Genomic DNA, 15,264 nt, shown 5'->3' with positions numbered 1-15,264 from the left:
TAAAGTTCAAACCGCTGCAGCAGATCCGGCGAGCAAGGCTCGCACGACAACCGGCTGCAAGGCCGGATCATCGGCCGTACGACCGCTGCGCCAACGCACCGCCGACCATGCCATGAACAAGCCGAAAAAAGCAGAGAGAATCACCAGCGGCTCACTCAAGGCCAACTGCTCGGCCAGTAATGCCGCGCTGAACAAGCCGATCAAAGGCAGCAGATAAACCAGTAACGAGCCGCGCACCAGCAATTCTTCGCGCACACCAATCACCACCGCATCACCCACGCTCAACTGCAGATCACAGAGCGCACGAACATAGCCGCGACGCCCACTGGCGCCCAACTTCTCCAGAACGCCATGACCGCAACCTGCACTCACCGAGCAGCTGGAACAGGTGCTTTTACGCATAGTCTCAACCCAGACAGCGCCTGGCTCGACAGCCACGACTCGCCCCTGCTCTTCGATCATTGTATAGCCCGCCCTTCTACGGCGCGCATCGACAAGGCGACGCGCTCTGCCGTGCCCAGCGGAATTTCACCAACCACCGTCACCATCACATCGCCATCAGCGGTCGCCAGACGCCGCGAAACCGCCGCAGTCGGGCCAAGCTGACTGCGCGCATCTTCGGCCATGACGCCATGCAAGGGCTCAACAAACACCGAAAAACGTGCCAACCCATCGAAATAAACCAGACTGGTGACTTGCTCATTGGAAACTGGACTGCGACGTTCGGCCACCCGACTCAAGGTGAAACCAGGGGGCAACCAGTCGGATCGCCAGGCCTCGACAACCTCAGCCGCAGCCTTGCTGGCAGTTACCGGCCGACAATCCGCTCCAGATTGCAGTTCCTGGTCAGTAGGAGGCACGCCAAGATCGAGTTGGGTGAACTGAAAGCGTTCGAGCAGCTGCCCCTTGTCATTCAGTAACAGGGACTTCAGCGGCAGAGCGCTTTCCTGATCCAGGTGCAGCTCAACGCCATAGCGATGCTGGTCGCGCGGCGACAGCGCCAGCACCACAGCCGCACGCCCCGCCACGCGGGACTCGCCGATGACTCGCAGATCATAAGACTCAAGCAGTCGCTGGCTACTCAGGTCGTGCGCCGTCCACGCCTGATAGTCGCCAACCTCGTCGACCAAGGTACCGCTGACGCATTGCGTTCGGCCATCGACATGCAGCACTTCCTGCTCCGGCCCATCCAACTGCAATAATCGCTCGCGCACCACGCCCGCCTCATCCACCCGATGCCAGATACGGTGGGTAGAGAAGCTGCCGTTACGCTCATAAACGAATGTGCCCTGAAAGCTTTGACTTTGGCCCGCATCGGCCAATCGCTCCAGCCAATCTTGCGCCTCGGTAGCAGCGGCAGGTAACGCCAGCCAACTACCGACCAACAAAGAGATGATGGAAATAAAGCGCATGCGCCTCCTTAGCGACCTTCCAGGCTTGCCGCACGAGCATATGGCAGCGCGCTTTCTTGGGCATTCATGGCAGCTTGCTGAGCATGCTGGCGCAAATAAGCCGGCAGACGCTGCTCATGCCAGCCGGGCGCGGCCTCACTGGCAGTTTCAGCCACACCTTGCTGCTCACCCGCAGTACTGAAGCCCGCCAGCATGGCTGGACCCTGCACTTGGGGAGCGCTCAAGGCCGGTTGTGCGGTTTGCTGCGCCAATTGCGTACTGGCAACGTCGTCCTGATTGTACAAGCGCACACCCGCCAGCACGGCGACCGTAACTGAGGCGGCGACGGCAAAACGACCAACTGAACGCCACGGGCCACGAACGAGGGGCTTGCTCTGCACCGGCAAGTCTTCGTCGGCCAGCGCCGCAGAAACTGCAGCTGCAATATCCAGACGCGGCTCAAGCAGCTCCTTATGCATCACCGCACGAGCGATCTGATAACGCGACCAGGTCGCACGCAGCGCGGTATCGTCGCTCGCACCGAGCACCCGCCGCAGTTCCATTTCGTCCGCTTCGTTATCCATCATCGCGGACAGCGATTCCTGCAGGGCTTCACGACTCATGGCGTTCCTCTCTTGGCTGTCGCCGCTGTCTTAACTTTCCTGCAACAGTGGTTGCAAGGATTTGTCTACGGCCTCACGAGCCCGAAAAATTCGCGACCGCACAGTACCGACAGGACACTGCATGACGCTCGCAATGTCCTCATAACTGAGACCATCAAATTCGCGCAAGGTTAGGGCGGTGCGCAAATCTTCTGGCAATTGCTGGATGGCCCGGTGCACGGTGGCTTCGATTTCATCCCGCAGCAACGCGCGCTCAGGCGACTCGATATCCTTGAGAGCGTGATCGCCATCATAGAATTCCGCATCCTCAGCACTGACATCGCTCTCTGGTGGCCGCCGACCGCGCGACACCAGATGATTCTTCGCCGTATTAATGGCAATGCGGTACAGCCACGTATAGAACGCACTGTCACCGCGAAAATTCCCCAACGCCCGATAAGCCTTGACGAAGGCTTCCTGCGCCACGTCTTGCGCTTCATGAGTGTCATGCACGAAACGCACGATCAACCCAAGAATCTTGTGCTGGTACTTCAACACCAACAAATCGAATGCACGCTTATCACCACGCTGCACGCGCTCGACCAGCTGCTGATCTTCTTCCTGAGCTAGCATCAACACTCCTCATTGAGTCCGAAGGAGTGCAGCGCCATCCAATCAATCGACTTGCCAAGATAGACCTGGACGTTGCGCAAAAGTTCTCCCCCCCAAACAAGCTTCCTGCAGAACGCTTTATGTCCTGCACGGAGTGACGCAGCAACGGCCTGAAAGCCCTGCTGCGCAAATAATCTTAGACCGCTCATCTGCCGACGAATGAAAGCCTTTGAAAGCCTTCAACGCACCCCGTCAAATAAGCGCTGTCCTCTGCGGGCGACCTTTTATGGAACCTGAAAGACTAAGAAAGTTCCCCAGCGCCACTGTAGGTCATAAGCCGGCTATTGTGCCGCCCCCCCCCTCTATATACTAGGGGCCGCTTACTTGCGGAATCACGACATGAGCCAACACTACCAACACGACGTTCTGGTCATCGGCAGCGGGGCCGCCGGCCTGACCCTGGCGTTGACGCTGCCCGAACACCTGCGCATTGCCGTTCTGAGCAAGGGCAATCTGGCCAATGGCTCGACTTACTGGGCCCAAGGTGGTGTGGCCGCGGTGCTGGATGACATGGATACCGTAGAGTCACATGTCGACGACACCCTCAATGCCGGTGCTGGCCTGTGTCGCGAAGACGCGGTGCGCTTCACCGTGGAGCATAGTCGCGAAGCAATTCAATGGCTGATCGATCAGGGCGTGCCCTTCACCCGCGACGATCAGACCGCCCGCGAAGATGGCGGCTTCGAGTTTCACCTGACCCGCGAAGGCGGTCACAGCCATCGACGCATCATCCACGCCGCCGACGCAACCGGTGCGGCGATCTTCAAGACCCTGCTCGAGCAGGCCAAGCTGCGGGCCAACATCGAAATGCTCGAGCAGCGCGTGGCGGTTGACCTGATAACCACGCGCAAACTCGACCTGGCCGGCGAACGCTGCCTGGGCGCCTATGTGCTCAACCGTGCCAGCGGCGAGGTTGACACCTATGGCGCACGCTTCGTCATCCTCGCCACTGGCGGCGCGGCCAAGGTGTATCTGTACACCAGCAACCCGGATGGCGCCTGCGGCGACGGCATCGCCATGGCCTGGCGTGCCGGTTGCAGGGTCGGCAACCTGGAGTTCAACCAGTTCCACCCGACCTGCCTCTATCACCCGCAGGCTAAAAGCTTTCTGGTCACCGAAGCCCTGCGCGGCGAAGGCGCGCTGCTCAAACTGCCCAATGGCCAGCGCTTCATGCAGCGCTTCGATGCCCGCGCCGAACTGGCGCCGCGCGACATCGTGGCCCGCGCCATCGACCACGAGATGAAGCGCCTCGGCGTGGATTGCGTCTACCTGGATATCAGCCACAAGCCGGCCGACTTCATCAAAATGCACTTCCCCACCGTCTATGAGCGCTGCCTCGACTTTGGCATCGACATCACCCGCGAGCCGATCCCGGTAGTGCCAGCGGCGCATTACACCTGCGGCGGCGTAGTCGTCGACCAGAGCGGACACACCGATGTACCGGGCCTGTACGCCATTGGTGAAACCAGTTTTACCGGTTTGCACGGCGCCAACCGCATGGCCAGCAACTCGTTGTTGGAGTGCTTCGTCTACGCCCGCTCGGCGGCGGCCGACATCATGCAGAAGCTGGATGAGGTGAGTGCACCGAGCAACCTGCCGACCTGGGATGCCAGCCAGGTGACCGACTCGGATGAAGACGTGATCATTGCGCACAACTGGGACGAACTGCGGCGCTTCATGTGGGACTACGTCGGCATCGTGCGCACCAACAAGCGCCTGCAACGCGCCGAACACCGGGTGCGCCTGCTACTTGATGAGATCGACGAGTTCTACAGTAATTACAAGGTCAGCCGCGACCTGATCGAACTCAGAAACCTGGCGCAGGTGGCGGAACTGATGATCCGCTCGGCCATGCAACGCAAGGAAAGCCGTGGCCTGCACTACACCCTGGACTACCCGCAACAGTTGCCCGAGGCCAAAGACACTATTCTGCAGCCACCCACCTACGGCGACTGAATTTCAGGCGCACCCGCAAGCGCCTGTGCATATCCCGCGGCATGGCATCATGCGGGATGCACAGGCCGCGCACCCGGCGCTCGCCCGCCAGGCGAAAGCGCAGCACCACGACCAGCGGTAACGCCAGACTGTCGGGTCGCAACTGGATGTCCTGCCAGCCGCCAGCAGTACTCCACAACTGCCAACCATCTGCCGTGCAACGCAGCTGGCTGAACGCCTGCGGTGCACTCAGCAGGATAAACCGCGGCAATACCCAAGCGGCATGCCCCAGACACAGGGCGACACCCAGCAATAACCCCCACAGCGGCATCTCGACCAGCGACAAACTGAGCAGTGCTAGCGCCTGAACCAGCCCGTAGAGCAGCAGCAAGCGCCGCGACGGCTGCCAGCGGCACTCGAAGCTGTCACTTGGGCTGGACACGGTCCAGGATCATGCGAACCATGCGCTGCAGGTCGGCATCTTCGGGCTCGGCCCGCTGCATGAACCAACCAAACATATCCTGATCTTCACACTCGAGCAGCTTGCGGTAACGCTCGCGATCTTCGGCATCGAGGGTTGGATACACCTCCTTGACGAATGGCACCAGCAGTACATCCAGTTCCAGCATGCCGCGGCGGCTGTGCCAGTAAAGGCGATTGAGTTCTGTCGAATCGACCATGGGGCGGTTCCTTGATAGAGCCTGGCGGGAAGAAAGCGGCGCAGTATAACAGTCGGCTACACGCTGCAAGCCACTCGCGGATGGTTCGTTGCGCTCAGCGCTCAAGCTTTTTCCTGGCTTTTACGCAAAGCCTGTAGCTTGAGGCTTGTGGCTGCTTTTATGATGACGCCCCTAACTTTCATCCAGCGATTGTTTATCCCTATGGCCGATTCCGCGTTTTTCTCCACCCTCAGCCACGAAGGCGTCCTTGCCGTTCGCGGTCCTGATGCGAGCAAATTCCTCCAGGGCCAACTGACCTGCAACCTCAATTACCTGAGCGATGTCAGCTCCAGCCTCGGTGCTCGCTGCACCCCGAAAGGTCGCATGCTGTCGAGCTTCCGGATTGTCAGCGTGGCCGACGGCTTCCTTCTGGCGATGGCCAGTGAACTGGTCGAGCCGCAACTGCTCGACTTGCAGAAATACGCGGCCTTCAGCAAATCCAAGCTGATCGACGAAAGCGCCGACTGGGTACGTTTCGGCCTGCATGACGGCGACGCCGCGCTGACCAGCCTCGGCCTCGACCTGCCACGCCACGCCGACAGCGTGGCGCGGACCAACGACCTGCTGGCACTGCGCCTGAGCGACGGCCGCGCCGAACTCTGGGCGCCAGCCAACCAAGCCGAGAATCTGCACGCTCATCTGGCCGCGCAGCTGGCGCACGCCCCCCTGAATCAATGGCTTCTGGCCCAGGTGCGCGCCGGTATCGGCCAGGTGCAGGGCCCCACTCGCGAGCTGTTCATCCCGCAAATGCTCAACCTGCAGGCATTGGGTGGCGTCAGCTTCAAGAAAGGCTGCTACACCGGTCAGGAAATCGTCGCGCGCATGCAGTACCTCGGCAAGCTCAAGCGCCGCCTGTATCGCCTGGCCGTGGACGGCGAGCAACTACCCGCGCCGGCACTCGAACTATTTTCTCCCGGGCGCAACGGTAGTGTCGGTGAAGTGGTGCTGGCGGCACAAAGCGACACTGGCTTCGAGCTGCTCGCCGTATTGCTGGAGGATGCGATCAGCGACGGACGCATTCACCTCGGTGCACCGCTCGGCCTGCCACTCAGACTGCTTGACCTGCCCTACACCCTGGACAGCAATCGCGAAATCCAGCGCTAACCACACTGCACCTGCAGCCGATTAGAAGAGATCTGCCCTATGAGCAAGCTTGCCGAGAAAGTCCAACAGGAACTGATCAAGGCCATCGACAACGATGATCTGGTGCTGCCAACGCTGCCGGAAGTCGCACTGAAAGTCCGCGAAGCGGCAGAAGACCCGGACATCGGCATTCCACAGATCAGCAAGGTAATCGGTAACGATGCGGCCCTGACTGCCCGCATCATCAAGGTGGTGAACAGCCCATTGCTGCGCACCAACAAGCCAATCACCGACCTGCAGATGGCCATCAGCCGCCTGGGCATCAACTACACCTGCAACCTGGCCACCGGCCTGGCGATGGAGCAGATGTTCCAGGCCACCTCGGACGTGGTCGACCGCAAAATGCGTGAAGTCTGGAACAAGAGCACGGAAATCGCCGGGATCTGCCACGTTCTGTGCAAGCACTACACCCGCTTGATGCCGGACCAGGCAACCCTGGCCGGGCTGGTGCATCAGATCGGCGTACTGCCGATCCTCACGTACGCCGAAGACAATAATGAACTGCTGTCGGATTCGATCAGCCTCAACCATGTGATTGAACAAATTCACCCACTGATCGGCGACAAGATTCTGCGCACCTGGGACTTCCCTGAGCTGATCGCCATGGTGCCCAGCCAACACCTGGACTTCACCCGCGACAGCGCCAAGGTCGACTACGTCGACATCGTCCAGGTCGCCATCCTGCAGAGCTACCTGGGCAGCCAACACCCCTACACCCAGCTGGACTGGAGCCAGATCCCGGCATTCAGCAAGCTCGGCCTGGATCCGAACCAGAACCTGAATGACGACGAAGATCTCTCCGCGGCCATGGAAGCGGCCATGGGCATGCTGCAGTAAAGCGCAGGCGCATATGGCGGCCTGCGGGCCGTCTGGGCGCGCAGCGCTTCGCCAATCGCCGAGACCTCTTCCAGAGGCTGCCCGAAAATAGTAAATCCTGCAGGTTGGGCTGACTCCGCGAAGCCCATCCTACAGGTCGATTTTTTGGGCTGTGATGCACGGTGCCTTCACAGGCTCTCAGCCAGCCTCGACGGCAAACTCGACTCGCACCAGCAACCCCTGCGGCTGAGCCTGGTGCAGACTGATGCGCGCCTGATGCGCGCGACAGATCTCACCGACGATGGCCAGGCCCAGGCCCGCGCCCGTGCCCTGCACGCCGCGCCGATAGAAACGCTCGAAAACCTTCTCATGCTCCTCGGCGGGGATCCCCGGACCATCGTCCTGAACCTCCAGGATGCCGGGCGCCAGCACCCGCAGGATCACGTTGCCACCGGCCGGGGTATGCGCCAGGGCGTTATCCACCAGGTTGCACAACAGCTCGTTGAGCAGGGTCGGCTCGCCGCGCAGCCACACCGGCTGCTCGGCCTCCAGCGCCAGGGCGATACCTCGCGCATGGGCCAGGGGCGCCAAGGCCAGCCCCAGCTCACGGACCAACTGGCTGAGATCCAGGCGTTGCGCGCCGCCTTCGGCAATCGCCCGCGCCCCGCTTTCGATGCGGGCCAGCGAGAGCAGCTGGTTGGCCAGCTGCGTCAGACGATCGGTGTTCTGCGCAGCCTCTTCCAGGGTACTGCGCCAGGCTGCCGGCTCCTGCGCGCGCAGCCCCAGCTCGACCCGCGCCTTGAGCGCCGCCAAGGGCGTGCGCAGTTCGTGGGCAGCATCGGCGATAAATTGCGACTGGCGCTCGAACAGGTCGCGCAGACGGTCGTTGAACTGGTTCAAGGCATTCACCAGTGGGCGCAACTCGCGCGGCAGCCCGGCATCCGGCAGCGGCCGCAGATCGTCGCTGGCGCGCGCGACCACGGTTCGCCGCAACACCTCCAAGGGGCGCAGCGCGGCACTCACCGCCAACCACACCAGCAGCAATGCGCTGAACACCAACAAGCCCATGCGCCACAGCGTGCCGACCAGCAGCTCACGGACCATGCGTTCGCGCGCCCCCAGGGTCTCGGCCACCCGGATCTCGGCGATGCCATTGAGCAGGGGTTCGCTGACCGGTTGCAGCAGGCTGACCATGCGTACGCCCTGGTTGCGATAGGTGCCATCGTAGAAACGCGCCAGTGCCGGGTAATCGTCGGTGCGCGGTGTGCCGGGAGGCGCAGCCGGCAGGTCTTCGTAACCGGAGACCAGCTGCCCGCGCAGGTCCAGCACCTGATAGTAGATGCGCCCGGCGCTGTCGTAGGCGAAGGTATCCAGGGCAACATAGGGCACATTGGCCTTGAGCCTGCCATCGTCTGCGTACAGGCCCTGGGCAATTGCCCGCGCCGACGCCAGCAAGGTGCGGTCATAGGCGGTGTCGGCGGCGTGTCGGGCACTCCAGTAGGCGCTCATACTGCTGACCAGCAGAATCAGCGCCAGCAACAGCGCCAGACGCCGCAGCAGCCGCCCGCGCAGGCTACCGACTGCAGTCACCCCGCGCCTCCAGCCCTCAGTCACCGACTGCCTCCAACAGATAACCCAGGCCACGGAAGGTGACAATGCGCACGCCACTGCCCTCGAGCTTCTTGCGCAGGCGGTGGACGTAGATCTCGATGGAGTCGGCGCTGGCCTCCTCGTCCAGGCCAAACACCTGGGCCGCAAGTTGTTCCTTGCTCATCACCCGCCCCGGCCGGGCGATCATGGCCTCCAGCACCGCCTGCTCGCGGGAGGTCAGGCTGAGGCTTTCGCCCCGTGCGCTGAAGCGCCGGGTCGCCAGGTCGTAGACCAGATCACCGCAGCGCTGCTGCTGCTCACCGCCCAGAACGCTGCGCCGTAGCAGCGCCTTGACCCGCGCCTCCAGCTCGCTCAGCTCGAAGGGTTTGGCCAGGTAGTCATCGGCGCCGAGGTTGAGCCCATGCACCCTATCCTTGACCTCGCCGCGGGCAGTCAGCATCAGTACCGGCAAGGTCTTGCCGCGCGCGCGCAGACGCGCCAGCACCTGGAAGCCATCGAGGCGCGGCAAGCCGATATCGAGAATTGCCAGGGCGTATTCCTCGCTGGCCAGCGCCAGATCAGCGGCCACGCCGTCGTGCAGCACATCCACCGTCCAGCCGCCACTTTTCAGGGCCTGAGCCACGCTTGCCGCCAGTTGCGGATGGTCTTCGACCAGCAGAATTCGCACCGCCACCTCCCTCCAGAATCGAGCCGAACAAGCGCCACCAACCACGCAGTCCGTGGCGCAGTTTACAGACGCGAGGCGTCCTGTGAATGGCCTAAATGCCAGCGCACAATCGCCGCGGCAAAATTTTGTCGCCTGCCATCCCTGGCGCCTACCCTGCGGGCCGTCGCAGGCGACGTTCAAAAACGCTCCAGGCGTTTTTTTCAGCACTGAAAGCTTGGCGAAAGCTTGACCCCATAGGATCAGTTCCAGGTGGCTCGATCCACCTACCTGAACGGCCGCACAGTGGTGTGCAGCCGTGACAAAAACAACAATGGAGACCACAGGATGCCCATCGCATCAAGCAAGGCCATTGCGCCTGTCCATCTGCTCAGCCTCGCCATAGCTGCAACCTTGCTCAGCACAGCTGCCAAGGCCGACTTCATCGCTGACAGTTCTGCCAACCTGAAGGCCACTAACATCTACCTGAACCGTGACTATCGCGAAGGTACCGGCCAGGACAAGCGCGAGGAGTGGGGCCAGAGCTTCTGGCTCAACGTACAGTCCGGTTACACCGAAGGCCCAGTCGGCCTAGGCCTCGACGCCCAGGGCCTGCTCGGCATCAAACTGGACTCCAGCGCCGACCGCACCAAAACCGGCCTACTGCCGAAGCATGACGATGGCAAGGCACCGGATGAGTTTGGTCGTCTGGGCCTGACCGCCAAGGTCAAGGTCTCTGCCACCGAGCTGCGCTATGGTTCGCACAGCCCCGTCCTGCCGGTGGTAGTGGCCAACGACAGCCGCCTGCTGCCGCAGGTATTCGAGGGTGGCCTGCTGACTTCCTCCGAGGTCAAGGGCCTGACCTTCACTGGCGGGCGCCTGGACAAGGCCATCGACCGCGCCTCGACCGACGCCGAGGAACTGCAGCTCGAAAGCAAGAATGGACGCTACGCCGGAGTGACCGCCGACCACCTCGACCTGCTGGGTTTCGACTACCAATTCAACCAGAACCTCAAAGGCCGCTACTTCCATGGCGAACTTGAGGATGTCTACCGGCAGAACTTCTTCAATGTGCTGGCCAGCTACCCAATGGGCGGCGGCACCATGGCTGCCGACCTGCGTCTTATGCTCAGCGACGAGAGTGGCGCAGCCAAGGCCGGCGAAGTGGACAACCGCGCACTGAACGGTGTGTTCAGCTACGCCCACAGCGGCCACAAGCTGAGCTTGGGCTATCAGGACATGAGCGGCGACACCGGCTATGCCTATATCGCCGGCAGCGACCCCTACCTGGTCAACGACTCCGCCAACGACTACGCCAACCCTGAGGAAAAATCCTGGTCAGTACGCTATGACTATGACTTTGCCGCCCTGGGCGTGCCCGGCCTGTCGGCCTACGCTCGCTATATCAAAGGCAGTGACGCGCGAATCATCGGCAGCAACGAGCGCGGCGACGAAAAGGAAACCAACCTCGAGGTCAAGTACGTAGTGCAAAGCGGCCCGGTGAAGAATCTCTTCGTGCGCCTGCGTAACGCCAATTTCCGCTCCGATTTCGCCCGCGACTCGGACGAATACCGTGTAGTTATCGGCTACACCCTGCCGATTTTCTGATCCAAAATAATAATCCAGAGGATTCAATAATGAAAACTACCCTCACCCGCCTCGCCCTGGCCACCGCCTGTATGGCTTTCGCCGGCCAACTGCTGGCCGCAGAACCCAAGCGCCCCGAGTGCATCGCCCCAGCCAAGCCCGGCGGCGGCTTCGACCTGACCTGCAAGCTGGCGCAGAGCGGCTTGAAGGACAGCGGCCTGCTGAAAGCACCGATGCGCGTCACCTACATGCCCGGCGGAGTCGGCGCGGTGGCGTACAACGCGGTGATCGCCCAGCGTGCCGATGATCCAGGCACCATCGTCGCCTTCTCCAGCGGTTCCTTGCTCAACCTGGCCCAGGGCAAGTTCGGTCGTTACGACGAGACCGGCGTGCGCTGGCTGGCGGCGGTGGGCACCGACTACGGCGCCATCACCGTGCGCGCCGACTCGCCCTACCAGACGCTCAACGACCTGGTCGAAGCGCTGAAGAAAGACCCGTCCAGCATCGTCTTTGGCGCAGGCGCCACCATCGGCGGCCAGGACTGGATGCAGACCGCGCTGATCGCCCGCCTGGCCGGCATCGATCCGAAGAACCTGCGCTATGTGGCCTTCGAAGGCGGCGGCGAAACCCTCACCGCCATGCTCGGCGGCCACGTGCAGGTGACCAGCAGCGGTCTGGGCGAAGTGACCCCGCAACTGGAAGCGAAGAAGGTGCGCATCCTCGCGGTACTCGCCGACGAGCGCCTGCCGGGCAAGCTCGCCGACATCCCCACGGCCAAGGAACAGGGTTACGACATCAGCTGGCCGGTGATCCGCGGCTTCTATGTCGGCCCAGAGGTCAGCGACGAGCAGTACAACTGGTGGAAACAGCAGTTCGACACCCTGCTCGCCAGCGAAGACTTCGCCAAGCTGCGTGAACAACGCGACCTGCTGCCGCTGTCGGTGACTGGCGACGAACTGCAAGCCTTGGTCTTCAAGCAGGTCGAAGACTACAAGGTGCTGGCCGATGCCTTCGGCCTGATGCGCGAGTAACTCGTCGGCGCGCCCGGTCAGACAGCCCTGTGGCTGCTCTGACCGGCGCCCGCAACCGCGCTGAAGCGATCACATTTGTACCTTTTCATGAGACTACCGCCATGTACGTCCGCCTGTTCGCTGCGATCTGGCTGCTTTTCTGCGCCGGGCTCGCCGTTATTGCCTGGGGTTTCCAGGCGCCCTTTGCCTACGACCCTGTCGGTCCACGCGCCTACCCGCTGCTGCTGCTGGCCTTGATGGCCGCCGGTTCACTGTGGCTGCTGGTCAAGCCCGGTTTACTCGAGCAGAAGCTGGACACTTCCAGCGCTTTGCGTTCGCTGTTGTGCATGCTCACCCTGCTGGCATACGCCCTGCTGTTCGAACCCCTGGGATTCGTCATTAGCACCGCCCTGTGCACCTTCGTCCTCGGCCTGCTGTTCACTGGTCGCCTGCTGCCATGCCTCATCAGCGGCGTGCTGATGGGCGCACTGCTCTACGGTTTATTCGATTACCTGCTGGACGTGCCGCTGCCGCTGGGCCTGTTCGAAGCCCTTGTGGAGAACTGAAAAATGGAAACGCTGAATTTCTTGATGCAAGGCTTCGAGGTCGCCAGCCGGCCGGAAAACCTGATGGTGGCGCTGTTCGGCGCCTTCGTCGGCACCATCGTCGGCCTGCTGCCGGGCCTGGGCCCGATCAACGGTGTGGCGCTGCTGCTGCCGCTGGCCTTCGCCCTCGGCCTGCCGCCGGAAACCGCCCTGATCCTGCTGGCTGCCGTGTACCTCGGCTGCGAATACGGCGGACGTATCTCGGCCATCCTGCTCAACGTGCCAGGTGATGCGGCAGCGGTGATGACCACCCTCGACGGCTACCCGCTGGCGCGCCAGGGCAAGGCCGGGATCGCCCTGTCGCTGTCAGCGGTCAGTTCCTTCGTCGGCAGCATCATCGCCACCTGTGGCGTGGTGCTGTTCGCCCCGCTGCTGGCGAAATGGGCGGTGGCCTTTGGCCCGGCTGAATATTTCGTGCTGATGATCTTCGCCATCGCCTGCCTCGGCGGCATGGTCGGCGACAAACCGGTGAAAACCCTGATGGCGGCACTGATCGGCCTGGCCCTGGCCACCGTCGGCGTGGATTCGACCACCGGGGTGTACCGCTTCACCTTCGGCAGCGTCAGCCTGTCCGATGGCATCCAGTTCGTCATCGTGGTGATCGGCTTCTTCAGCGTCAGCGAAGTGCTGTTGATGCTGGAGAAGACCCACAGCGGGCAGAAAGCGGTGAAGACCAGCGGTCGCCTATTGTTCAACTTCAAGGAGTTCTGCTTCACCTTCTGGACCATGGTGCGCAGCTCGGTTGCCGGCTTTGTCATCGGCGTGCTGCCGGGCGCCGGCGCTACTATCGCCAGCGCCATGACCTACATGAGCGAGAAACGCATGGCCGGCGCCAGCGGCACCTTCGGCGAAGGCGACCTGCGTGGCCTGGCCGCCCCGGAAGCGGCCAACAACGCCTCGGCCTGCGGTTCGCTGATCCCCATGCTGACCCTCGGCGTCCCGGGTTCGGGCACCACCGCGGTGATGATCGGCGCCCTGACCCTGTACAACATCACGCCAGGCCCGCTGTTGTTCGAGCAGCAACCGGATGTGGTGTGGGGCCTGATCGCCTCGCTGTTCATCTGCAACGTGCTCCTGCTGGTGATGAACATCCCCCTGGTCGGCCTGTTCGCCCGCATGCTCAGCGTCCCCAACTGGGTGCTGGTGCCGGCGATCACCGCGATCAGCATGGTCGGGGTCTATGCGGTGCACAGCACCACCTTCGACCTGGTGCTGATGATAGGCCTCGGCGTGTTCGGCTACATTTTGCGCAAACTGGACTTCCCGCTGTCGTCGCTGATTCTCGGCTTCGTCCTCGGCGAGCTGATGGAAGACAACCTGCGCCGCGCCCTGTCGATCTCGGCCGGTGACCTCAACATCCTCTGGAGCAGTCCGATCAGCCTGTGCCTGTGGGCTCTCACCGCACTGATGCTGGGCATGCCCGCCCTGCGCTGGTGGCGTGCACGGCGCGTCTCTCAGCTAGCCAATGCTTAATCTCGCCGCCCTGGCCCAGTGGCGTCGCTACTGGGCCACCCCGTTGATCGGCCTGATCGGCGGCTACCTGGCCAGCCTGATCGGCTGGCCTTTGCCGTGGATCATCGGCTCATTGCTGGCGGTCATCGCGGCACGCTGCAGCGGCTGGCTGGTCATGGAACTGCCCGGCGGCCGACAAACCGGACAATGGCTGGTCGCCAGCGGCATCGGCCTGCACTTCACCGGCGAGGTGATGGGCGAGTTGCTCGGTCATTTCGGCGTAGTCCTGGTTGGCGCCCTGGTGACCCTGCTGCTCAGCCTGATCGGCATCGCGCTGTTGCGCCGTGCCGGGGTCGACCCCGCCACCGCCTTCTTTTCCAGCATGCCGGGGGGGGCCAGCGAAATGGTCAACCTGGCGCAACGCCATGACGCCCAGGTCGCCCGCGTTGCGGCGGCGCACAGCCTGCGCCTGTTGCTGGTGGTGCTGCTGGTTCCGGCCATCTTCACCTGGAGCCTGCCGCCCATCGAACCACCGGCGCCGGCGACAGTTAGCTGGCCTTGGCTGGCCGCACTGCTACCCGCCGGCGCGCTGCTGGCCCTGCTGTGGAAAAGACTCAAACAACCCAACCCCTGGATGCTCGGGCCGCTGACGGTGTGCGCCGTCGCCAGCGTCAGCTTCGACCTGCACATCGGCTTGCCGAGCGGGCTCGGCCAGGCCGGTCAATGGCTGATCGGCTGCGCCCTGGGCTGCCACTTCGACCGTGCCTTCTTTCGCAGCGCACCGGGCTTTCTCGCGCGCATTCTGCTGTTCAGCCTGCTCGCCATGGCCAGTGCCGCGTTGCTGGCCAAAGGCCTCGGCTGGCTGGCCGGTCAAGACCAGACCTCGCTGATGCTCGGCATGATGCCGGGCGGCATCACCGAACTGTGCCTGACCGCCGAAGCCCTGCACCTGTCGGTGGCACTGGTCACCGCACTGCAGGTGCTGCGCCTGTTTCTGGTGATGTTCCTGGCCGAGCCGATGTTCAGGCTGTGGCAGCGAATCTAGCGACCTGCCTGCACGTTTCGACCACGTTTAGCC

At 62.7% G+C, this 15,264-nt stretch carries 16 protein-coding genes; 8 read left to right on the top strand and 8 right to left on the bottom strand.

Translation table 11 applies throughout. The features are described from left to right. Positions 1–6 precede the first annotated feature (6 nt). Genes LJY18_RS21275 through rpoE form a run of 4 tightly spaced genes read right to left on the bottom strand, consistent with a single transcriptional unit; the run spans position 7 to position 2,626 of the window. On the bottom strand, positions 7–462 hold the full coding sequence (locus LJY18_RS21275) for a SoxR reducing system RseC family protein (RefSeq protein WP_238044248.1): 456 nt from the start codon (positions 460–462) through the stop codon (positions 7–9). Further along, positions 459–1,412: a MucB/RseB C-terminal domain-containing protein gene (locus LJY18_RS21270; RefSeq protein WP_238044246.1), complete on the bottom strand. Its 954-nt coding sequence runs from the start codon at positions 1,410–1,412 to the stop codon at positions 459–461. The genes LJY18_RS21275 and LJY18_RS21270 overlap by 4 nt, the downstream gene beginning before the upstream one ends. Before the next feature lie 8 nt (positions 1,413–1,420). Continuing rightward, positions 1,421–2,014, bottom strand: coding sequence for a sigma-E factor negative regulatory protein (locus tag LJY18_RS21265; protein WP_238044245.1), 594 nt, complete (start codon positions 2,012–2,014; stop codon positions 1,421–1,423). 30 nt (positions 2,015–2,044) lie between these two features. Beyond that, complete coding sequence (gene rpoE, locus LJY18_RS21260) at positions 2,045–2,626, bottom strand: RNA polymerase sigma factor RpoE (RefSeq protein WP_238044244.1); 582 nt, start codon at positions 2,624–2,626, stop codon at positions 2,045–2,047. A 378-nt stretch (positions 2,627–3,004) separates the two neighbouring features. Here rpoE and nadB point away from each other — a divergent pair, with 378 nt between their 5' ends. Then, on the top strand, positions 3,005–4,621 hold the full coding sequence (gene nadB / locus LJY18_RS21255; RefSeq protein ID WP_238044243.1) for an L-aspartate oxidase: 1,617 nt from the start codon (positions 3,005–3,007) through the stop codon (positions 4,619–4,621). Here nadB and LJY18_RS21250 read toward each other — a convergent pair. Both LJY18_RS21250 and LJY18_RS21245 read right to left on the bottom strand, forming a co-directional pair. Next, a complete protein-coding gene (locus LJY18_RS21250; RefSeq protein ID WP_238044242.1) occupies positions 4,590–5,042 on the bottom strand; it encodes a protein YgfX in 453 nt (150 codons plus the stop codon). The two genes, nadB and LJY18_RS21250, sit on opposite strands and share 32 nt — an antisense overlap. Further along, positions 5,026–5,280, bottom strand: a complete 255-nt coding sequence (locus tag LJY18_RS21245) for an FAD assembly factor SdhE (RefSeq protein ID WP_238044241.1) — start codon at positions 5,278–5,280, stop codon at positions 5,026–5,028. Before LJY18_RS21245 ends, LJY18_RS21250 begins: the two co-directional genes overlap by 17 nt. A 201-nt stretch (positions 5,281–5,481) precedes the next feature. Here LJY18_RS21245 and ygfZ point away from each other — a divergent pair, with 201 nt between their 5' ends. Continuing rightward, positions 5,482–6,423: a CAF17-like 4Fe-4S cluster assembly/insertion protein YgfZ gene (ygfZ, locus tag LJY18_RS21240; protein ID WP_238044390.1), complete on the top strand. Its 942-nt coding sequence runs from the start codon at positions 5,482–5,484 to the stop codon at positions 6,421–6,423. Between the two features lie 39 nt (positions 6,424–6,462). Then, a complete protein-coding gene (locus LJY18_RS21235; RefSeq protein ID WP_238044240.1) occupies positions 6,463–7,299 on the top strand; it encodes an HDOD domain-containing protein in 837 nt (278 codons plus the stop codon). Between the two features lie 177 nt (positions 7,300–7,476). Here LJY18_RS21235 and LJY18_RS21230 read toward each other — a convergent pair whose 3' ends face one another. Together LJY18_RS21230 and LJY18_RS21225 are read right to left on the bottom strand one after the other, a co-directional pair. Then, positions 7,477–8,868 (bottom strand): sensor histidine kinase, encoded by a 1,392-nt coding sequence (locus LJY18_RS21230; RefSeq protein ID WP_238044239.1) that lies wholly within the window; start codon positions 8,866–8,868, stop codon positions 7,477–7,479. Between the two features lie 16 nt (positions 8,869–8,884). Continuing rightward, on the bottom strand, positions 8,885–9,556 hold the full coding sequence (locus tag LJY18_RS21225; protein ID WP_238044238.1) for a response regulator: 672 nt from the start codon (positions 9,554–9,556) through the stop codon (positions 8,885–8,887). A gap of 324 nt (positions 9,557–9,880) precedes the next feature. Between LJY18_RS21225 and LJY18_RS21220 the strand changes: the two genes are divergently transcribed. From LJY18_RS21220 to LJY18_RS21200, 5 genes are all read left to right on the top strand, one after another. Continuing rightward, positions 9,881–11,140: an OprD family porin gene (locus tag LJY18_RS21220; protein WP_238044237.1), complete on the top strand. Its 1,260-nt coding sequence runs from the start codon at positions 9,881–9,883 to the stop codon at positions 11,138–11,140. A 29-nt stretch (positions 11,141–11,169) separates the two neighbouring features. Further along, entirely contained in the window at positions 11,170–12,150 is a 981-nt protein-coding gene (locus LJY18_RS21215) for a Bug family tripartite tricarboxylate transporter substrate binding protein (protein ID WP_238044235.1), read from the top strand. A 101-nt stretch (positions 12,151–12,251) separates the two neighbouring features. Beyond that, positions 12,252–12,695: a tripartite tricarboxylate transporter TctB family protein gene (locus tag LJY18_RS21210; RefSeq protein WP_238044233.1), complete on the top strand. Its 444-nt coding sequence runs from the start codon at positions 12,252–12,254 to the stop codon at positions 12,693–12,695. Between the two features lie 3 nt (positions 12,696–12,698). After that, positions 12,699–14,207 (top strand): tripartite tricarboxylate transporter permease, encoded by a 1,509-nt coding sequence (locus LJY18_RS21205; RefSeq protein ID WP_238044231.1) that lies wholly within the window; start codon positions 12,699–12,701, stop codon positions 14,205–14,207. Continuing rightward, on the top strand, positions 14,200–15,231 hold the full coding sequence (locus LJY18_RS21200; protein WP_238044229.1) for an AbrB family transcriptional regulator: 1,032 nt from the start codon (positions 14,200–14,202) through the stop codon (positions 15,229–15,231). The genes LJY18_RS21205 and LJY18_RS21200 overlap by 8 nt, the downstream gene beginning before the upstream one ends. The last annotated feature ends 33 nt before the right edge of the window (positions 15,232–15,264 follow it).

Origin of the sequence: Pseudomonas sp. MMS21 TM103, assembly GCF_022132145.1 — a bacterium.
In the GTDB taxonomy this organism is placed as follows: Bacteria; Pseudomonadota; Gammaproteobacteria; order Pseudomonadales; family Pseudomonadaceae; genus Aquipseudomonas.
This window is presented reverse-complemented; position numbering and strand designations above follow the sequence as displayed.